Annotated in this window: 16 protein-coding genes and 1 pseudogene; 9 read left to right on the plus strand and 8 right to left on the minus strand. The window is 73.9% G+C overall.

All coding sequences use genetic code 11. The features are described from left to right. The first annotated feature begins 12 nt into the window (after positions 1–12). The 7 genes from tal to ACVV2G_RS25855 all read left to right on the plus strand — a co-directional run bounded on the left by tal (position 13) and on the right by ACVV2G_RS25855 (position 9,399). On the plus strand, positions 13–1,158 hold the full coding sequence (gene tal / locus ACVV2G_RS25825; RefSeq protein ID WP_453845161.1) for a transaldolase: 1,146 nt from the start codon (positions 13–15) through the stop codon (positions 1,156–1,158). Next, a complete protein-coding gene (gene zwf / locus ACVV2G_RS25830; protein WP_453845162.1) occupies positions 1,155–2,933 on the plus strand; it encodes a glucose-6-phosphate dehydrogenase in 1,779 nt (592 codons plus the stop codon). Before tal ends, zwf begins: the two co-directional genes overlap by 4 nt. Beyond that, positions 2,930–3,865 (plus strand): glucose-6-phosphate dehydrogenase assembly protein OpcA, encoded by a 936-nt coding sequence (gene opcA, locus ACVV2G_RS25835; RefSeq protein WP_453845163.1) that lies wholly within the window; start codon positions 2,930–2,932, stop codon positions 3,863–3,865. The genes zwf and opcA overlap by 4 nt, the downstream gene beginning before the upstream one ends. Beyond that, entirely contained in the window at positions 3,858–5,507 is a 1,650-nt protein-coding gene (gene pgi / locus ACVV2G_RS25840) for a glucose-6-phosphate isomerase (protein ID WP_453845164.1), read from the plus strand. The genes opcA and pgi overlap by 8 nt, the downstream gene beginning before the upstream one ends. 1 nt (position 5,508) lies before the next feature. After that, entirely contained in the window at positions 5,509–6,390 is an 882-nt protein-coding gene (gene gnd / locus ACVV2G_RS25845; RefSeq protein WP_453845165.1) for a phosphogluconate dehydrogenase (NAD(+)-dependent, decarboxylating), read from the plus strand. A 56-nt stretch (positions 6,391–6,446) separates the two neighbouring features. After that, positions 6,447–7,907 (plus strand): membrane-associated oxidoreductase, encoded by a 1,461-nt coding sequence (locus ACVV2G_RS25850; RefSeq protein WP_453845166.1) that lies wholly within the window; start codon positions 6,447–6,449, stop codon positions 7,905–7,907. Between the two features lie 262 nt (positions 7,908–8,169). Continuing rightward, entirely contained in the window at positions 8,170–9,399 is a 1,230-nt protein-coding gene (locus ACVV2G_RS25855; protein WP_453845201.1) for a serine hydrolase domain-containing protein, read from the plus strand. Between the two features lie 24 nt (positions 9,400–9,423). On the opposite strand, the gene ribA is transcribed toward ACVV2G_RS25855, so the two are convergent. After that, positions 9,424–10,083, minus strand: coding sequence for a GTP cyclohydrolase II (gene ribA / locus ACVV2G_RS25860; RefSeq protein WP_453845167.1), 660 nt, complete (start codon positions 10,081–10,083; stop codon positions 9,424–9,426). A gap of 64 nt (positions 10,084–10,147) precedes the next feature. On the opposite strand from ribA, the gene ACVV2G_RS25865 reads away from it, so the two are divergent. Beyond that, positions 10,148–10,906, plus strand: a complete 759-nt coding sequence (locus ACVV2G_RS25865) for a creatininase family protein (protein WP_453845168.1) — start codon at positions 10,148–10,150, stop codon at positions 10,904–10,906. A gap of 317 nt (positions 10,907–11,223) precedes the next feature. On the opposite strand, the pseudogene ACVV2G_RS25870 reads toward ACVV2G_RS25865, so the two are convergent. The 5 genes and pseudogenes from ACVV2G_RS25870 to ACVV2G_RS25890 form a co-directional block, all read right to left on the minus strand. Beyond that, a pseudogene (locus tag ACVV2G_RS25870) lies at positions 11,224–12,150 on the minus strand (lysylphosphatidylglycerol synthase transmembrane domain-containing protein); the annotation flags it as partial. Continuing rightward, complete coding sequence (locus ACVV2G_RS25875) at positions 12,123–13,277, minus strand: class I SAM-dependent methyltransferase (protein ID WP_453845169.1); 1,155 nt, start codon at positions 13,275–13,277, stop codon at positions 12,123–12,125. The gene ACVV2G_RS25875 and the pseudogene ACVV2G_RS25870, both read right to left, overlap by 28 nt. After that, the gene (locus ACVV2G_RS25880; RefSeq protein ID WP_453845170.1) at positions 13,274–14,491 is read right to left on the minus strand and encodes a glycosyltransferase family 4 protein; all 1,218 of its coding nucleotides are present in this window, start codon (positions 14,489–14,491) and stop codon (positions 13,274–13,276) included. Before ACVV2G_RS25880 ends, ACVV2G_RS25875 begins: the two co-directional genes overlap by 4 nt. Beyond that, on the minus strand, positions 14,488–14,886 hold the full coding sequence (locus ACVV2G_RS25885) for a 6-pyruvoyl trahydropterin synthase family protein (protein WP_453845171.1): 399 nt from the start codon (positions 14,884–14,886) through the stop codon (positions 14,488–14,490). The genes ACVV2G_RS25880 and ACVV2G_RS25885 overlap by 4 nt, the downstream gene beginning before the upstream one ends. Before the next feature lie 150 nt (positions 14,887–15,036). After that, positions 15,037–16,020, minus strand: a complete 984-nt coding sequence (locus tag ACVV2G_RS25890) for a zinc-dependent alcohol dehydrogenase (protein WP_453845172.1) — start codon at positions 16,018–16,020, stop codon at positions 15,037–15,039. 107 nt (positions 16,021–16,127) lie between these two features. On the opposite strand from ACVV2G_RS25890, the gene ACVV2G_RS25895 reads away from it, so the two are divergent. Next, a complete protein-coding gene (locus ACVV2G_RS25895) occupies positions 16,128–16,889 on the plus strand; it encodes a CDP-alcohol phosphatidyltransferase family protein (RefSeq protein ID WP_453845173.1) in 762 nt (253 codons plus the stop codon). A 210-nt stretch (positions 16,890–17,099) separates the two neighbouring features. On the opposite strand, the gene ACVV2G_RS25900 is transcribed toward ACVV2G_RS25895, so the two are convergent. Together ACVV2G_RS25900 and ACVV2G_RS25905 are read right to left on the minus strand one after the other, a co-directional pair. Then, the gene (locus ACVV2G_RS25900; RefSeq protein ID WP_453845174.1) at positions 17,100–18,332 is read right to left on the minus strand and encodes an MDR family MFS transporter; all 1,233 of its coding nucleotides are present in this window, start codon (positions 18,330–18,332) and stop codon (positions 17,100–17,102) included. Then, complete coding sequence (locus ACVV2G_RS25905; protein WP_453845175.1) at positions 18,329–20,101, minus strand: ABC transporter permease subunit; 1,773 nt, start codon at positions 20,099–20,101, stop codon at positions 18,329–18,331. The genes ACVV2G_RS25900 and ACVV2G_RS25905 overlap by 4 nt, the downstream gene beginning before the upstream one ends. Positions 20,102–20,104: the final 3 nt, after the last annotated feature.

Below are 20,104 nucleotides of genomic sequence, written 5' to 3' on the forward strand. Positions count from 1 at the left end.
CAGAAAGAGAAGATGATCACTGTGACCGAAGCAACCGCCACCGGGGAGGCGCTGCGGCGCCTGTCCGACGCGGGCGTCTCCATCTGGCTGGACGACCTGTCGCGGCGGCGGATCGAGTCCGGCAGCCTCGCCGAGCTGATCGGGACGAGGAACGTCGTCGGCGTCACCACCAACCCCTCGATCTTCCAGGCCGCCATCGGCTCCGGCGCGGGCTACGAGGAGCAGCTCGCCGACCTCGCGGTCCGGGGCGTCACCGTCGACGAGGCGGTCCGCATGATGACCACCGCCGACGTCCGCGCCGCCGCCGACGTACTGCGCGGGGTGTACGACGCCACCGGCGGCCGGGACGGCCGGGTCTCCATCGAGGTCGACCCGCGTCTCGCCCACGACACCGCGGCCACGATCGCCGAGGCCCGCCAGCTGGCCTGGCTGGTCGACCGCCCCAACGTGATGATCAAGATCCCGGCGACGAAGGCCGGTCTCCCGGCGATCACCGAGGTCGTCGGCGCCGGCATCAGCGTCAACGTCACGCTGATCTTCTCCCTGGAGCGCTACCGCGAGGTCATGGACGCCTACCTCGCCGGCCTGGAGAAGGCGCGGGCGGCCGGGCTCGGTCTGGCGGACATCCACTCCGTCGCCTCCTTCTTCGTCTCCCGCGTCGACAGCGAGATCGACAAGCGCCTCTCCCTGCTGGGCACGGACGAGGCCCTCGCCCTGCGGGGGAAGGCGGCGCTGGCCAACGCGCGACTGGCCTACGAGGCGTACGAGAGCGTCTTCACGGGTGACCGCTTCACCGCCCTCGCCGGGGCCCGCGCCAACGCCCAGCGTCCCCTGTGGGCGTCCACCGGGGTGAAGGACCCGGCATTCCGGGACACCCTGTACGTGGAGGAGCTGGTCGCTCCCGGCACCGTGAACACGATGCCGGAGGCCACCCTGGACGCCGCCGCGGATCACGGCGACGTGCGGGGCGACACGGTCACCGGTTCCTACGCCCAGGCCCGGGCCGACCTCGGGGCCGTGGAGCGGCTCGGCATCTCGTACGACGAGGTGGTGCAGCAGCTGGAGCAGGAGGGCGTGGCCAAGTTCGAGACGGCCTGGCAGGACCTGCTCGATGCCGTGACGAAGTCCCTCGACAGCAAGGGAGTTGACGGGGAATGAGCGAGGACCTTCCCGCTACGACGGTCCACGAGACCAAGGCGACGAAGGAGGCCAAGGAGGCCGGGGCGGCGCAGGAGGCCGCGGGGCCGCTGCACGCCCAGAAGGCCGAGGAGGCCGAGGCCGCGAAAGCACCGAAGGCGGCGAAGGCGCCCGGGGCCGCCCGGACCGCCGGGAAGGCCGGGACGGCCCGCGCCGCCAAGAACGCGAAGAAGGAGAGCGCGGCCGGGAAGACCGTCGAGCCCGTGGCACCGCTCGACTGGAGCAACCCCCTGCGCGATCCCCAGGACCGCCGCCTCCCGCGTATCGCGGGGCCGTCGGGTCTGGTCATCTTCGGCGTCACCGGCGACCTGTCCCGCCGCAAGCTGATGCCGGCCGTGTACGACCTGGCCAACCGCGGTCTGCTGCCGCCGGGCTTCTCCCTGGTCGGCTTCGCCCGCCGGGACTGGGAGAACCAGGACTTCGCCCAGGTCGTGCACGACGCCGTCAAGGAGCACGCGCGCACGCCGTTCCGCGAGGAGGTCTGGCAGCAGCTCGCCGAGGGCATGCGCTTCATCCCGGGCGACTTCGACGACGACGACGCGTTCGGACAGCTGCGCAAGGCCGTGGCGGAACTGGACACCTCCCGCGGCACCAGCGGCAACTACGCCTTCTACCTCTCGGTGCCGCCGAAGTTCTTCCCGAAGGTCGTCCAGCAGCTCAAGAAGCACGGGCTGACCGACGCCCCGGACGGCTCCTGGCGCCGCGCGGTCATCGAGAAGCCGTTCGGGCACGACCTGGACAGCGCCTGCGACCTGAACGCGCTCGTGCACGAGGTCTTCGACCCGGAGCAGGTCTTCCGCATCGACCACTACCTGGGCAAGGAGACCGTCCAGAACATCCTGGCGCTGCGCTTCGCCAACCAGATGTACGAGCCGATCTGGAACCGGTCCTACGTCGACCACGTGCAGATCACCATGGCCGAGGACATCGGCATCGGCGGCCGGGCCGGCTACTACGACGGCATCGGCGCCGCCCGCGACGTCATCCAGAACCACCTCCTCCAGCTGCTGGCCCTCACGGCCATGGAGGAGCCCGCCTCCTTCGACGCCCCGTCGCTGCTCACCGAGAAGCTGAAGGTGCTGAAGGCGGTGCGGCTGCCGGACGACCTCGGCCGGCACACCGTGCGCGGGCAGTACGCGGGCGGCTGGCAGGGCGGCGCGCAGGTGCCCGGTTACCTGGAGGAGGAGGGCATCGACCCGGCCTCCACGACCGACACCTACGCCGCGGTCAAGCTGGCGATCGACAACCGCCGCTGGGCGGGCGTGCCGTTCTACCTGCGCACCGGCAAGCGGCTCGGCCGCCGGGTGACGGAGATCGCGGTGGTCTTCCAGCGGGCTCCGCACTCCCCCTTCGACTCCACCGCCACGGAGGAGCTGGGCGAGAACGCGATCGTCATCCGGGTCCAGCCCGACGAGGGCATGACGGTGCGGTTCGGCTCCAAGGTGCCGGGCACGTCGATGGAGATCCGGGACGTGTCCATGGACTTCGCGTACGGCGAGTCCTTCACGGAGTCCAGCCCGGCGGCGTACGAACGGCTGATCCTGGACGTCCTGCTGGGCGACGCCAACCTGTTCCCGCGGCACCAGGAGGTGGAGGAGTCCTGGCGGATCCTCGACCCGGTCGAGGAGTACTGGGCCACCCACGAGCGGCCCGCACAGTACGCGTCGGGCAGCTGGGGACCGCGGGAAGCCGACGAGATGCTCGCACGAGACGGACGGAGCTGGCGCAGGCCATGAGGATCGACCTGACCGACACCACGGCAAGCAAGATCAACAAGGCACTGGTGCAGGGCCGCCGGGCCATCGGGACACCGGCCGTCGGCATGGTGCTGACGATCGTGGTCGTCACGGACGAGGAGAACGCGTACGACGCGACCAGGGCCGCCGAGGAGGCCTCGCACGAGCACCCCTCGCGCACTCTGGTCGTCATCAAACGCCATCCCCGCAACCTGCGCGACCGCACCCGCTCGCACCTCGACGCCGAGGTCCGGGTGGGCTCCGAGGCCGGCACCGGCGAGACGGTCGTCCTGCGCATGTACGGCGAGGTGTCCGAACACGCCGACTCGGTGGTGCTGCCCCTGCTGCTGCCGGACGCGCCCGTCGTCGTGTGGTGGCCGGTGGAGGCGCCGGACAACCCCGTGAAGGACCCGCTCGGCGCGCTCGCCCAGCGCCGGATCACCGACCTGTACGCGGCCGAGCGGCCGATGGAGGTCCTGGAGAACCGGGTCCGCTCCTACGCGCCCGGCGACACCGACCTCGCCTGGACCCGGCTGACGCTGTGGCGCTCCATGCTGGCCGCGGCGCTGGACCAGGCCCGGGTTCCGGTGACCTCGGCGACCGTGGAGGCCGAGGCCGACAACCCGGCGGCCGAGCTGCTGGCCCGCTGGCTGGAGGCCAGGCTCGACGTCCGGGTCGACCGGGTGGTCACCGACGGTCCGGTCGTCACGGCCGTCCGCCTGGACACCGCGAACGGCGAGATCGTCATCGACCGCCCGGAGGGCCCGCTCGCCACGATGACCCTGCCCGACCAGCCCTCGCGGTCCCTCGCACTGAAGGTCCGCTCCACCTCCGAACTCATCGCCGAGGAGCTCAGGCGCCTCGACGCGGACGAGATGTACGCCATCGCCCTGCGCGGCGCGGCCGGCAAGGAGACCCCTGTTCATGTCTGACACCCCGAAGCTCGACCGGCGGCCGGAGTGGGCCGCCCTGGTGGACCACCGCAAGGACGCGCTGGCGCGGCCCGACCTGCGCGAGCTGTTCGCCCAGGATCCCGGGCGGGCCGAGCGGTACGTCGTGCGCGTCGGCGACCTGCGCATCGACTACTCCAAGAACCTGGTCACCGACGAGACCCTGGCCCTGCTGCGGGAACTGGCCGTCGCCACCGGCGTGTCCGACCTGCGCGACGCCATGTTCCGCGGTGAGCGGATCAACATCACCGAGGACCGGGCGGTGCTGCACACCGCGCTGCGCGCTCCCCGGGACGCGGTGATCGAGGTCGACGGCGAGAACGTCGTACCCAAGGTGCACGCCGTGCTCGACAGGATGGCGGACTTCGCCGGCCGGGTCCGCTCCGGGGAGTGGACCGGGTACACCGGCAAGCGCATCCGCAACGTCGTCAACATCGGCATCGGCGGCTCCGACCTCGGTCCGGCGATGGCGTACGAGGCGCTGCGGGCCTTCACCGACCGCTCGCTGACCTTCCGTTTCGTGTCGAACGTGGACGGCGCCGACCTGCACGAGGCGGTGCGGGACCTGGACCCGGCCGAGACGCTGTTCATCGTGGCGTCCAAGACGTTCACCACGATCGAGACGATCACGAACGCGACCTCGGCCCGCTCCTGGCTGCTGGAGGCGCTCGGTGACGAGAAGGCGGTCGCCCGGCACTTCGTCGCGCTGTCGACGAACGCCGAGAAGGTCGACGGCTTCGGCATCGACACGGCCAACATGTTCGAGTTCTGGGACTGGGTCGGCGGCCGGTACTCCTACGACTCGGCGATCGGGCTCTCCCTGATGATCGCCATCGGCCCGGACCGCTTCCGGGAGATGCTCGACGGCTTCCGTATCGTCGACGAGCACTTCCGCACCGCCGAGGCGCCGGCCAACGCCCCGCTGATCCTGGGCCTGCTGGGCGTCTGGTACGGCAACTTCCTGGGCGCCCAGTCGCACGCGGTACTGCCGTACAGCCACTACCTGTCCAAGTTCACCGCATACCTCCAGCAGCTCGACATGGAGTCCAACGGCAAGTCCGTCGACCGCGAGGGGCGGCCGGTCGAGTGGCAGACCGGACCGGTCGTGTGGGGCACGCCGGGCACCAACGGGCAGCACGCCTACTACCAGTTGATCCACCAGGGCACGAAGCTGATCCCGGCCGACCTCATCGGGTTCGCCCGGCCCGTCGCCGAGCTGAGCGACGAGCTGAAGGCACAGCACGACCTGCTGATGGCCAACCTGTTCGCCCAGGGGCAGGCGCTGGCCTTCGGCAAGACCGCCGAGGAGGTCCGGGCGGAGGGCGTGCCCGAGGAGCAGGTGCCGCACCGCACCTTCCGGGGCAACCACCCCACCACCACCGTCCTGGCCACCGAGCTGACCCCCTCCGTCCTCGGCCAGCTGATCGCGCTCTACGAGCACAAGGTGTTCGTCCAGGGCGCGGTGTGGAACATCGACTCCTTCGACCAGTGGGGCGTCGAACTGGGCAAGGTGCTCGCCAAGCGCGTCGAGCCCGCCCTCACCGAGGGCGCGGACGTGCCCGGTCTCGATCCGTCCACGGCCGCGCTGGTGGCCGCCTACCGTGAACTGAAGGAAGGGCACTGACATGCAGATCGGTCTCGTTGGTCTCGGCAAGATGGGCGGCAACATGCGCGAGCGCCTGCGCAACGCCGGCCACACCGTCGTCGGGTACGACACCAACCCCGAGCGGGCCGACGTGAGCAGCCTGGTCGACCTGGTCGAGCAGTTGGAGCGGCCGCGCGCGGTCTGGGTCATGGTCCCGGCCGGTGCCGCCACCCAGCACGTCATCGACCAGCTGGCGAACCTGCTCAGGCACGGCGACACCGTCATCGACGGCGGCAACTCCCGCTGGACGGACGACGAGAAGCACGCCGAGGAGCTGGCCAAGCGCGGCATCAACTTCGTCGACGCCGGTGTCTCGGGCGGCGTGTGGGGTCTGAAGAACGGCTACGCCCTGATGGTGGGCGGCGAGAAGGAGGTCGTCGACGACCTCAGGCCCATCTTCGACGCGCTCAAGCCCGAGGGCCCCTACGGCTACGTCCACGCGGGCAAGGTCGGCGCCGGGCACTTCTCCAAGATGGTCCACAACGGCATCGAGTACGCCATGATGCAGGCCTACGCCGAGGGCTGGGAACTGCTGGAGAAGGTCGACTCCGTGGACAACGTCCGCGAGGTCTTCCGGTCCTGGCAGGAGGGCACCGTCATCCGCTCCTGGCTCCTCGACCTGGCCGTCACCGCCCTCGACGAGGACCACCACCTGGACGAGCTGCGCGGCTACGCGGAGGACTCCGGCGAGGGGCGCTGGACCGTGGAGGCCGCGATCGACAACGCGGTGCCGCTGCCGGCGATCACGGCGTCGCTGTTCGCGCGGTTCGCGTCCCGGCAGGACGACTCCCCGCAGATGAAGATGATCGCCGCGCTGCGCAACCAGTTCGGCGGCCACGCCGTGGAGGCCGCCAAGAAGTAGGCGTCCCGCACAGCGCGTTGACGTGATCGGCCGGTTCGGGTCAGAGTCCCTCCCTGATGGAGACCAACGACCTGACACCGGCCGAAGCGCGCGTCTGGCGGGCGTTCGCCACGGGCACCCACGTGGACTTCCGCGCCGCGGACGACGAGAACCCGGCCGACGGTGACACCTGGGGCCCGGAACGGACCGTACGCGCGGTCGTCCTGAGGGCGCTGCTCCTGGACGGCCCCCGGCAGGAGGGCGAGGTGGCCGCGCTCAGTCTGGCGGGCGCGCGCGTCACCGGCCTGCTGGAACTCCAGTACGCGACGGTCGACCACCCCGTGCGGCTGCGGCACTGCCACTTCGGGCAGGCGCCGCGGCTGTACGCGGCACGGCTGCGCGAGGTGAACCTGAGCGAGTCGGTGCTGCCCGGACTGATCGCGCACGCGGTCCGCGTGGAGGGCGTGCTGCGCCTGACCCGCGCCCGGTTCGGCGGGATGGTGCGGCTCGGCGGCGCCGAGGTCACCGGGAGCCTGTACCTGGAGAGCACGGACATCCGGGCGCCGGACACCGAGGGGCCGGTGCTCCAGCTGAACCAGGCCGTTCTGGGGGCCGACCTGTGGGCGCCGGGGCTGCGAGCCCGGGGCGAGGTGCGGCTCACCGGCGCACGGGTGACCGGGACGGTCAACCTCACCGGCTCGGTGCTGGACCGGCCCGACGGCACCGCCCTGCAGGCCGAGACGCTCGCGGCCGAGGCCGACGTGCTGCTGCGGCACGCCGAGGTGCGGGGCCGGCTGGAGTTCCGCGGCGCGCGGATACCGGGCCGGCTGGACCTGTCGCAGGCGCGCCTGTCCCATCCCGCGGGGACCGCGCTGCGCGCGAGCAGCTGCGTGATCGGTGAACTGTGGCTGCGCCAGTGCCCGAGGGTGGAGGGCACCCTCAACCTGCGCCGCTCCCAGGTGGAGGTGCTGTTCGTCGAGCCGGAGGCGGTCCCGGGCCGGGTCCAGCTCAACGACCTCACCTACACGTCGCTCATCCCGCACGAGCCCGCCCGACGGCGGCTGCCGATGCTGGAACAGGGCGAGGGCTACCTGCCGTTCACCTATGAGCAGTTGACCGCCTCGTACCGCCGGATCGGCGACGACGACGCCGCCCGCCGGGTCCAGCTGGCCAAGGAGCGGCGGCACCGGCGCACGCTGCCCTGGTACGCCCGCCTGTGGGGCCACCTCCAGGACGTCACCGTCGGATACGGCTTCCGTCCGCTGCGGGCGGGCGGCTGGCTGCTCTCGCTGCTCGCGATCGGCTCGGTGGCGTACGGCCTGGACCATCCGCCGCCGCTCAAGCCGGCCGAGGCCCCCGGCTTCGACCCGGTCTTCTACACCCTCGACCTGCTGCTGCCGGTGATCTCCTTCGGGCAGGAGAACGCGTTCGCCCCCGAGGGCGCCCACCAGACGCTGTCCTACGTCCTGATCATCACGGGCTGGATCCTGGCCACGACGGTGATCACCGGCCTGACCCGCACCGTCAGCCGTCAGTGAACCCGCGCACCGCGTGCCGCTCGCCGTCGTGGCAGGCACCCGGCTCCGGTGCGTCTCCAGCTCGCCGGCGGCGGACCCGAAGGCGGCGGCGAGGTCGTCGGGACGGCCGGCGGCCCTGGACGCCCTGAAGCACAACCGCCTGATCGCCACCACCGGGCGAGCCAGGCACGCACCGGCGCGAACGGCGGGTCATGAGGTCTGAAGGCGCCTCGGCCGGGTAGGCCGGACGCACCTCGACGAACGACCAAGGAGGACGATGGGAATGGCGACGCTGCGGCAGGAGGTGGAGGCGGGCGCGGCCGGACTGGACGCCGCGGCGCTGGACCGGCTGGACGGGCATTTCGCCCGCCAGGTCGACGCGGGGCGGCTGCCCGGGTTCCTGGTGGCCGTCGCCCGGGGCGGGCGCGTGGCCCATCTGACCGTGCACGGCCGGCGGGACGTCGCGGCCGGACTGCCCGTGAGGGCCGACACCCTGTGGCGGATCTACTCCATGACCAAGCCGGTCACGTCCGTGGCCGTGCTGATGCTGGTGGAGGAGGGGCGGCTGTCGCTCGACGACCCGGTGGACCGGTACCTGCCCTCCTTCGCCGAGCCCCGGGTGTACGTGGAGGGGGCAGCGGACGAGGTCGTCACCCGGCCGGCGGACGGACCGGTCCTCGTCCGCCACCTGATGACCCACACCGCCGGGCTCACCTTCGGCTTCTACCACGCCCACCCCGTCGACGGTCTGTACCGCGCCGCGGGCCTGGAGTCGTCGGTGCGGCCGGGTGCGGGCCTGGCCGAGACGGTCGACCTGTACGCGAGCCTGCCCCTGCAGTTCGAGCCGGGCACGCGGTGGAACTACTCGGTGGCCAGCAACGTCCTGGGGCGGCTCGTGGAGGTCGTGTCCGGGCAGCCCCTCGACACGTTCTGCGCCGAGCGGGTCTTCGGACCGCTCGGCATGACGGACACCGGGTTCCACGTCACCGGCGAGCAGGCCGGCCGGCTGGCCGAGCTGTACGGGGAGACCGGCGACGGGGGCGTCCGACCGGTCCCGGGGCTGCCCCTGCGCGGCCGGCCGCGGTTCCTGTCGGGCAGCGGCGGCCTGGTCTCCTCCGCGTACGACTGGCACCGCTTCACCGAACTCCTGCGGCGCCGGGGAGAACTCGACGGCGTCCGCCTGCTCACCCCCGGGACGGTGGACCTCATGACCCGCAACCACCTGCCCGCCGGCGCCGACCTGCGCGCCTTCGGCAGCCGTCCGGCGCACGACGAGCCCGGCAACGACGGTGTCGGCTTCGGCCTCGGCGTCTCGGTGGTGATCGACCCGAGCCGTACCCAGGCACCCTCCGGGCCGGGCACGTACGGCTGGAGCGGCGTGGCGACGACCACCTTCTGGGTCGACCCGGGCCGTGACCTGACGGTGCAGTTCATGACCCAGGTGCGGCCCAGGTCCTCGCACACGGTCTTCCGGGACCTCAAGCGGCTCGTGCACGAGGCCGTGGCGGACTGATCCGGCCGCTTGCGCCCGGCCGGTTCAGGACAGGTGGGCCACCGCGTCCAGGTGCGGCAGGTGGTGGTCCATGCGCTCCCTCTTGGTGCGCAGATAGGTGATGTTGCTCTCGCAGGGCGGTATCAGCAGCGGCACCTGCTCGGCGACCCGGATGCCGTGCCGCACCAACGCCTCGCGCTTTTGCGGGTTGTTGGACATCAGGCGTACGGAGCGCACTTCGAGATCCGCGAGGACGCGGGCGGCGGCGCCGTAGTCGCGGGCGTCCACCGGCAGGCCGAGGGCGATGTTCGCCTCCACCGTGTCCAGGCCCTCCGCCTGCAGCGCCATCGCGCGCAGCTTGGCCAGCAGTCCGATGCCGCGCCCCTCGTGCCCGCGCAGATAGACGACGACACCGCTGCCGGCGGCGGCCACCGCCGCCAGCGCGGAGGCGAGCTGGTCGCCGCACTCGCAGTGCCGGGAGCCGAAGGCGTCACCCGTCAGGCATTCGGAGTGCAGCCGGGTGAGCACGCCCTCGGCGCCCGGATCGCCGTGGACCAGGGCCACGTGCTCGTCGCCCCGTTCGTGGTCGACATAGCCGTACGCCCGGAACTGCCCGTACACGGTGGGCAGCGGGGTCACCACGACCCGTTCCACGTCCGTACGCTGCGATGCTTTCTTGCCGAGTACACCAATTTTTTCTGTCATGATTCTCGCGTTCCTCAACAGATGGCTCAACAGTTTTCCGACCGAGACGAAAGGCCGTGCGGGAATGGACGTTTCACTGGTGCCTGCGGACACGACTCAGGACGTACGCAGGCGGGGCTCCGGAAATTCCCGGCAGGTGGCGGTGCTGCCGGTGGGGAGTTACGAACAGCACGGGCCCCACCTGCCGTTGGCGACCGACACGCTCGTCGCCTGCGCCATCGCCCGGGAGATCGCCGCCGCGTACCCGGTGCACCCGCTCCCCCCGGTGACGATCGCCTGCTCGCACGAGCACGCGGACTGGCCCGGGACCGTCAGCATCTCCTCGGTGACCCTTCACGCGGTGATACGGGACATAGCCGACTCGCTGCGCCGCTCGGGCGTCGACGCCCTGGTGGTGGTCAACGGCCACGGCGGCAACTACGTTCTGGGCAACGCCGTCCAGGAGGCGTCCGCACGCGGTGAGCGGATGGCGCTGTTCCCGGCCGCGGAGGACTGGGAGGCGGCGCGGGAGCGGGCGGGCGTGGCCACCTCGCTGCTCACCGACATGCACGCGGGGGAAATCGAGACCTCCATTCTTCTGCACACGCATCCCGAATGTGTCCGACCTGGTTACGAGGCCGCCGATTTCACAGCGGACGACCGGCGTCATCTGCTCTCCCTCGGAATGTCCGCCTATACCGATTCCGGTGTCATCGGGCGTCCTTCACTCGGTTCGGCGGAAAAGGGGAAGGAACTGCTCGCGAGCCTCGTGGATTCCTTCGGGGCGTACTTCTCGGTCCTGACCGCGGCGAAGGCACCCGGGCAGGCGGACGAGCGCGGGTAGTGGCCGGCGGGCGGGGGGTGCGGGTGATCCACGGTGGACGGGGAGTGCGGGTGATCCTCGGTGGACGGGTGGTGCGGGTAGTCCACGGCAGGCGGGCAGTTCGGGTGGTCGACGGCGGGCGGGTGGTGCGGGTCGTGCCCGCGCCGCGCGGGGTGCGGCTTCGGGCCCGGTACGACGGTGGGTCCGCCGGCGTCGTCAGCCGTCCCGCGGCCCGCGTCGCGCAGCCCCGCGTACCAGCGGACGACGAGCACGACGACGCCGGGCAGGCTCGCCACGAAGCTCAGCACCCCGTACACGACCGCGACGCCCAGCCCGGTGCCCGCCCCCAGCCCGGCCGCCCCGAACGCCCAGGCGGTGACGCCCTCCCGGGGGCCCCAGCCGCCGACGTTCAGGGGGAGGCCCATCGCGAGCAGCGCCAGCACGGCAAGCGGCGTCAGTACGGCGACGGAGGCGTCGCTGCCGGCCACCCGGGCGGCGAGCACGAACATCGCGAGGTGACCGGCCAGGACGACGAGGGACGACACGGCGATCCCGGGGAAGCCGCGCCGGGACAGCAGCGCCGCACGCGCCTCGCCGAGCGTCGCCCGCAGGACCCGCCCGCGGCGCGAGGGAGCCCGGTTCATGCGGAGTGCGAGGCCGACGGCGAGCGCACCGAGCAGGCCGGGCAGCACGAGCGGCGCGACCTGCCGGGCCCCGGCCTGTACCGGAGACGGCAGGACGAGCAGTACCGCGACCCCGACGCCGGTCAACGCGAGCTGCCCCGCCGCCCGTTCGAGGACGACGGCCCGCACGCACCGCCCCAGGTCGCCGGCGCGCCGCCCGTGCCGTACCGCGCGGTGCACGTCGCCGAGGACTCCTCCGGGGAGGGCCGCGTTCAGGAACAGCGCGCGGTAGTAGTCGGCCACGGCCGGCCCGAGGGGCAGCCGGATGCGCAGCCCCCGCGCCACGATGGCCCAGCGCCAGGCACTGAACACCGTGGTGACCAGCCCGATGCCGAGCGCCGCCAGCAGTGCGGGCGCGTCGATCCGGCGCAGCCCGTCCAGCAGGGGGCCGGTCCCCGTCCGCCACAGCAGTACGGCGAGGAGGGCGGCGCCGGCGAGGGTGCCCAGGCGGGCGCGGAGCCTGCGGCGGCGGCCGGGAGGTTCGCCGGGAGCTGCCGCGTCCCGCCGTACCGTCGCGGGCAGGGGCTCCGCCGCAGTCCGGAGCGTCGGTGCGCTCACGCGACTCCGCCCGCCGGGCGGCACAGCACCAGCAGGTCGGTGTGGTGCACGGTGACCCGCAGCGCCCCGGCGGCGCAGGCGGCGAGGCGCTCGTCCAGGTACCGGCCGGCCCGCTCCCCCAGCTCGGGGCGCTGTTCGACGGCCGCGCCGACCCAGCCCCGCAGCCACTGGGCGGTGAGCGCGGCCTCGCCGGGCCCCAGCCGCCAGTGGCTGGGGTGCGTCCGTACCGCGGCACCGTGCGCCGCGAAGGCGTCCGCCGCCACGCCGGCCGCGTCCGGACCGAGCAGGCCGGTGCGCCGCTGGTGGTCGTTGAACGCCTCGGTGATCTCGGCGTCCAGGGGACCGGCCGGGGTGAGTTCCACGTGCCCGGCGACGGAGAGGGTCAGCAGCGCGGGGCAGCCGACCGCGGCACAGGCGGCGGCGAGGGCGCCGACCTCCTCGGTGGTGAGGACGTCGAGCAGCGCGGACGCCGTCACCAGACCGGCACCGGCCAGCGCGTCCGGGGTGAGGCGGGCGAGGTCGCCGCGTCGCGTCTCGACCGTGACGCGGCTGCCGTCGGCGGCCGAGCGTGGGGTGCCGGCGGCGGCGAAGTGCAGGAGGTAGGGGTCGCGGTCGTGCAGCACCCAGTGCTGGGGGCCGTCCAGCAGCGGCGCGAGCCAGCGTCCCATCGAGCCGGTGCCGCAGCCCACGTCGTGCACGACCAGCCCGGCCGCCCGCCTCCGCTGGTTGGCCAGGCGGATGCGGAGCGGGTCCAGGAGTTCGTGCGCCCGTGCGGCGGCGTCGGCGGGCTCCCGCAGCCGCAGCCACTCGGGCGCGAAGCGGGGGGTGTCCTGGGGGTGCCCCGGCCTCTCGAGCGTCTCACGGCTCTCCTGTGACTCACGTGGCTCGCGCGGCTCACGTGGCTCGCGCGGCTCCCGGAGGCGGAGGGTGCCCGCCCCGTCCCGGCGGTCCGCGCGAGGACCGGCCCGTCCGTCCGCGCGCCCGCCGGCGGGTGGTTCTCCGCTCCGCCCGGCGGCCCAGGCGGCGGGCCATCCGGTGGCGCCGCGGGCCGGGCCCGCCCCGGGGATCACGCCGTCCCCGGAGCCGGGGTCGTCCTGCGGGCCGGGCTGGGCCGGGACCGGGCCTGCGGCCGGTGCCGTCGTCTTCCTCATGCCGCCCTCCGGGGCCCGTCCGGCAGCCGGTGCAGTACCCCGGCCAGGCTCTGGGCCGTGGCCGCCCAGCCGTTCAGGGCCGCGCGGCGGCCTCGCGCCGCGGCCTTCAGCCTGCGCCGCACGTCCGCCTCCCCGAACCAGCCGCGCAGTTCGGCGGCGAGGGCGGCGGGGTCCTCCGGCGGGACGAGGATGCCGGGCACCCCGCCGTCGGGCGCGCGCCCGACCGCCTCAGGGAGGCCGCCGACGTCCGTGGCCAGTACGGGGATGCCGCGCGCGAGGGCCTCCGTCACCGCCATGCCGTACGTCTCGGCGTACGAGGTCAGGACCATCAGGTCGGCGGTGGAGTAGGTGGCGTCCAGTTCCGCGCCGGACCGCGGTCCGGCGAGCACCAGCCGCTCCTCCAGGCCGTGCCGCGCGATCAGCGCCCGCAGCCGGCCCACGTACTCCGGGTCCTGTGTGAGCCCGCCCACGCACACGCAGCGCCACGGCAGGTCGGTGACCGCCGACAGCGCCTCCACCAGCCGGTGCTGGCCCTTGCGGGGCGTGACGGCGGCGACGCACAGCAGGTGGGAGACGCCGTCGGTGCCGGGCGCGAGCGGCGCGATGTCGGCGCCGGGGGCGGCGACGTGGACGCGGGCCGGGTCGAGGCCGTGGTGGGCGACGAGACGGCGCACCGCCCAGTCGCTGGTGGCGACGACGGCCGGGACGGCACGCAGCACCGCCCGTTCACGGGCGTCCAGCTCGGCGGCCACGGCGGGATCGAGGCCGGTCTCGTCGGCCAGGGGGAGGTGGACGAGGACGGCCATGCGCAGCCGCTCGGCCTCCGGGACGACGATCTCCGGGACTCCGCAGGCGACCAGCCCGTCGAGGAGGACGACCGCGCCGTCCGGCAACCGGCGCAGGGCGCGGGCGAGTTCCGCGCGGGCGGCGTCGTCCGGCCGGGGCCACTCGCCGGCCACGGGCAGACCCCGCACCCGCCAGCCGAAGCCGGGCAGGTCCAGCCGCACGCGCCGGTCGTAGGCGTTGCCGCCGCTCGGCGCGGCCGGGTCGTCGACCCCTCCCGGCATGACGAAGTGCACGGAGCGCAGGGACATGGGGACGATCCCCCCGTTCCTCGGGGACGGCGCCTGCTCGGACGTCCGCGTGGACGCCTGTGCGGGGACGTAGGCGAGCCGGGGGCGGGCGGCCGTCGTCTCGACGGACGGGCCGGTCACAGCGCACGCTCGTAACTCGCCCAGGCGACGTGCGACTCGTGCAGGGTCACGGTGAGGCCGGCCAGGCCCTTGGCCCCCTCGCCGAGGCCGCCCTTGCGGACGCGCTCGGCGAGCCGGTCCGCCACGACCTTGGCCAGGAACTCGGTGGAGGTGTTGACGCCGGCGAAGTCGGGTTCGTTGTCGAGGTTGCGGTAGTTCAGCTCGCTGACGACGGCACCCAGTTCCCGGGTGGCCAGCCCGATGTCGACGACGATGTTGTCCTCGTCCAGCTGCTCGCGCCGGAAAGTGGCGTCCACCAGGAACGTCGCTCCGTGCAGGCGCTGTGCGGGCCCGAAGACGTCGCCGCGGAAGCTGTGGGCGATCATGATGTGATCGCGGACGGTGATGCTGAACAACGGACGACCCTCCAGGTGTGGCACGTCTGGTCCCCCGCCGGTCGCTGCGCGGGTACCGTCCATTACGGCCCGGTGTCCTCCCTTGTTCAGCGGCCCCCGCCTCTTTATCTCGAGGTCAGGACCCGGTGGCCGCGCCGGCTCCCGTGGCGTTCAGTCGCCGTCGGTGTACCGCACCCGGTGGCACAGGGCGGGGACCTCGCCGGAGGCCAGCTTCGGCAGGACGCCGGGCAGTTCGGGGAAGGCCGACTCGCCGGTGACGAGCGCGTCGAGCGCCGGGTCGGCGAGCAGGTCCAGGGCGAGGGCCAGCCGGTCGGTGTACGTCCGGGTGGCACCGCGCGCCGGGGAGACGGTGCCGACCTGGCTGCTGCGCAACGTCAGGCGCCGGGAGTGGAAGGCCTCACCGAGCGGGAGGGCGACGCGCCGGTCGCCGTACCAGCTCAGTTCGAGGACCGTGCCCTCCGGGCGCAGCAGTTCCAGGGACCGGGCCAGGCCCGCCTCCGTCGCGCTGGCGTGGACGACGAGGTCGAGGCCGTCCAGGGCGTCGGCGGGGGCCGCGAAGCCGACGCCGAGCGCCTCGGCCACCTTCGCCCGGGCCGGGTCGGCGTCGACCAACTGGACGCGGACGCCGGGGAAACGGGCCAGCAGCGCGGCCACCGAGCATCCGACCATGCCGCCGCCGACCACGGCGATCCGGTCACCGACCAGGGGCGCCGCGTCCCACAGGGCGTTGACGGCGGTCTCCACGGTGCCCGCCAGCACCGCCCGCCCGGCGGGGACCTCCGGGGGCACCGGGGTGACGGCGGCGGCCGGGACGACGTACCGGGTCTGATGCGGGTACAGGCAGAAGACGGTACGGCCGACGAGGTCACGCGGCCCCTCCTCCACCTCTCCCACGTTGAGGTAGCCGTACTTCACCGGTCCCGGGAAGTCGCCCTCCTGGAACGGCGCGCGCATGGCGGCGTACTGGTTGCCGGGCACCCGGCCGCGGAAGACGAGCGTCTCGGTGCCGCGGCTGACGCCGCTGAAGAGCGTACGCACGAGCACCTCGTCCGTCCCGGGGCCGGGCAGCTCCACGTCGCGGATCACGCCCCGGCCGGGCGCGTCGAGCCAGAACGCACGTGCGGTGCGGGTCATCGGATGTCCTCCTGAACGATCGGGAAGCCGCCCACGTACCGAGGGATGCACAAGCCGCACAAGGTAGCGGCGTTGATCGGCTCTGTCACTCGGCCGGAGGGTGTTCGGTGGTCCTGGACAACACGTACGACGCGCGGCCCGTTCAGCAGGAGACGGCGGTGGGGGCGGGCGCGCAGGTCCTCGTCCTGTCGCTGCTCGGGAGCGCGTTCGGCATGGGCACGGCGGGCTGGCTGACCGGCCTCGCCTTCGCGTTCGCGACCTGGGCGGTGCTCTCCCGGGCCCTGCACCGCTCCCGGCTGCCGTCGTTCGGTCCGGCCAACCGGGTCACTCTCGGGCGGGCCGTCCTCGTCGGCGGGGTCACGGCCCTGGTGGCGGACTCGTTCCGCAGCGCACCGCCCGTCTCCCTCCTCGTCGGCCTGACGGCCGTGGCCCTGATCCTGGACGGCGTGGACGGCAGGGTCGCCCGCCGCACCGGCACCTCGTCACCGCTGGGCGCCCGCTTCGACATGGAGGTGGACGCGTTCCTCATCCTGGTGCTCAGTGTGTACGTCGCGATGGACCTGGGTCCGTGGGTCCTGCTGATCGGCGGCATGCGGTACGGGTTCGTCGCCGCGGCCCGGCTGTGGCCGTGGCTCACCGCTCCGCTGCCGCCCAGCACGGCCCGCAAGACGGTGGCCGCGCTGCAGGGCGTACTGCTCCTGCTGGCGGGCGCGGACCTGTTGCCGCGGACGGCGAACGCCGGGGTGGTGCTGCTGGCGCTCGGGCTGCTGGTGTGGTCGTTCGGACGGGACGTGCTGGGGCTGCGGCGAACGACGCGGCTGCGGGACGGCGCCCGCGCCGACGCGTTGCGGGAACTCGTGGCGCAGTGAGGCACCCCGGGTGTACGGCGCTCTCCGCGAGGGCCGGACACGACACCGGCCACTCAACGGCACCGAGGCAACGCCCCCACCACCGCCAGCAGCACCCCGGCTGTACGGCGCACCCCACCAGGGCCGGACACGACACCGGCCACTCAACGGCACCGAGGCAACGCCCCCACCACCGCCACCGGCGAGGGACCGCACACGTCCTCTGGCCGCTCAGTGGCGCCGGGGCAGCAACCCCGCCGCCGCCAGTGGAACGGCGGCCAGGACCAGCCACGGCACCGCGGCGGGCAGTCCGCTGTCCAGCAGCAGTCCGGTCGCGGAGCTGCCGGCCAGCACGATCAGCCCCGAGACCGAGGACAGCGCCCCCGTGTACAGCCCGAGCCGCCCGTCCTCGGCGAGGTCCGGCACCCAGGCACGGGCGACCGGCGCGACGAGCATCTGCCCGACGGTGAGCAGCACGACGAACCCGGCCGCGGGCAGCAGCCCGCCCGTCCCCGTCCACCCGGCGGGACGCGCGAGCGCGACGACGGCGAACCCGGCCGCGATCAGCGCCAGCCCGGCCACCATCGACCGGCGCGGGGCCAGCCGCTCCCCCGCCCACCGGGTCACCGGCAACTGAGCGGTCACCACCAGCAGTGAGGACAGGGCGAACAGCCAGGCCAGCGGCGCCTGCGAACCGGCGGCGCGCTCGACCTCGGCGGGCAGGGCCAGGTAGAGCTGGTTGTAGGCGAGCAGGTAGGCGCCGTAGGCGCAGCACAGGGCGAGGAAGCGCCGGTTGCGCAGCAGCAGCCGGGCCCCGCCCTTGACCCGGACCCGGGCCCGCCCCGGGATGCGCTGGGGCAGCAGCCGGGCGTGCCCGGCGAGGACGAGGACGAAGACCCCGGCGCCGGCCAGGCAGGCCGTGCGGAAGTCGACGGCGAGGAGCAGGGCGCCCAGCAGTGGCCCGACGAAGGCCCCCGCCTGCCCGGCGACGGTGAACAGCGCGAGCACCCGGGTCCGGTCCCCGCCGCCCGCCTCCTCCCTCAGGACGGCCTGCCGGGCGACCTCGGACTCGACGGCCGGCGAGAAGAGCGCGGCGGCGAACCCGATCAGCAGCACGGCCCCGATCACGGCCCAGGTCCGCTCGGCGAACCCGAGCCACGCGAACCCGGCGATCCGCAGCGCGCACCCGGCGAGGACGACCGGCCGGATGCCGTACCGGTCGGCCAGCGCCCCGCCGACCACGAACAGCCCCTGCTGGCTGAAGGTCCGCAGGCCCAGCACGAATCCGACCAGCCACCCCGCCATGCCGATGCCCTGCCCCAGGTGCTCGGAGAGGAAGGGCAGGACGGCGAAGAACCCGATGTTGAAGGCGAGCTGGGTGAGGATGAGCAGCCGGAGCAGTGGGGAGAGCGGGGCCGGACGCCGTGAGGCGCTCGCGGACCGGAGGGTGAGCGGCGAGGTCATCGTGCGGCCAGTTCCTTCCCCACGGCGGGCTGTTCGGTGACGGCCGGGGTGGTACGACCGGTTCGCCGCAGCCCCGTGAGCCCGCCCGCGGCGCTGACGGCCAGCGCGCCGAGCAGGGCGAGGACGGCGGCGGGGGCCAGGACGGCCCAGGGGGCGCGTTCGGCGTAGGGCTGGTTCTCGGCGAGGAGCAGGCCCCACTCGGGGGACGGCGGCTGGGCGCCCAGGCCGAGGAAGCCGAGCGAGGCGAGCGCGAGGGCGACCCCGGGCAGCCGCAGCAGGGCGTGGCGCAGGACGGACGGCAGTACGGCGGGCAGCAGTTCGCGGCGCAGCAGGTACCACCGCCCGGCGCCCAGCCCCCGGGTGGCCGTGACGTGCAGGGTGGCACGCTCCTGTCGCAGCAGCGCCGAGGTGTGCGCGGCGAGCGGCGCCCAGGCCACCGCGCCCACGGCGAGCGCGGGGGTGGCCGCCCCGCTGCCGGCGACGGCGGTGACGAGGAGGGCGGCGAGGACCGGCGGTACGGCGTTGACGGTGTCGACGAGCGGCCCGGACACCCGGGGCACGAGCCCGAGGAGGACGCCGAGCAGGAGGGCGGCGGCGGTGATGGCGGCGGCGAACAGCAGGGTGTCGAGCGCGCCGTGGCCGACTCGGGCGAGCAGGTCGCGGCCGAGGGCGTCCGTGCCGAAGGGGTGGTCGGCGGAGGGCGCTCGCAGCCGCTCCCCGGTGTCGAGGGCGAGCGGATCACGGGTCAGCCCGGCACCGATCACGGTGATCAGGACGGCGCCGAGGGACAGGGGCAGCAGGCCGCCGGCGGCCGGCGCGGGCCGGTGCAGGGAGGACAGGGCGCCGTCGCGCAGGGCCGGCCCGGTGAGGAGGCGGGCTGCGACGCGGGTGGCGCCGGTGGCGAGCCCGGCGAGGAGGACCAGGGCGAGGGTGCCGGCCTGGAGGACGGGGAGGTCCTGGGCGAGGGCGGCCTGGAGGGTGGTGCGGCCGAGCCCGGGGATGTCGAAGACCTGCTCGACGGCGACGGCCCCGCCGGTCAGCCCCACGACGAACAGTCCCAGGTTGGGCAGCAGCGCGGGCACGCACCGCCGCAGCGCCTGGCGTGCGATGCGCCGCCCGGTCAGCCCCCGGGCGGCGGCGGCCAGCGCCCACGGCTCGCCGAACGCGCCGGGCAGCAGATCGTCGAGCAGCCGTCCGAGCACGGCGCCGGCGGGCAGTCCGAGCGCGAGCGCGGGCAGGAGCGTCCACTGCGGCCCGTACCACCCCAGCGCGGGCAGCCAGCCCAGCTGCACCCCGACGACGGTGGCGAGCACGGAGGCGACGAGGAACTCGGGCAGCGAGGCGAGTACGGCGGAGACGGTGCCGCCGCGCCGCCGCCCGCCGAGCCTGCGCCGGGCCCCGAGCCGCAGGGTGCGCGCGCAGACCAGTCCGGCCGTGACGGCGGCGACGAGGAGCGCGACCGCCATGAGCAGCAGGGACGCGGCGAGCGCCTGAAGTACCTCGGGCAGGACGTCGGTTCCGGAGGTCCACGACTGCCCGGCGTCCCCGCGTGCCAGCCCCCCGAGCCACCGCCCGAGCACGTGCGCCGGCCCGCCGTCGAGGCCGAGCTGCGCACGGATGTCGGCGAGCACCTCGGGCGCGGGCTCCCGCTCGGCCGACCGCGCCTTGAGCACGGTGTGGGCGGGGTCGGTCCGGGTCAGCCACGGCAGCAGCCCGACGCCGCACACCAGTCCGGCCGCGAGGACGGCCCGCCACACCACGGTGGCCACGCG

It is taken from the genome of Streptomyces sp. JK94 (assembly GCF_053613315.1).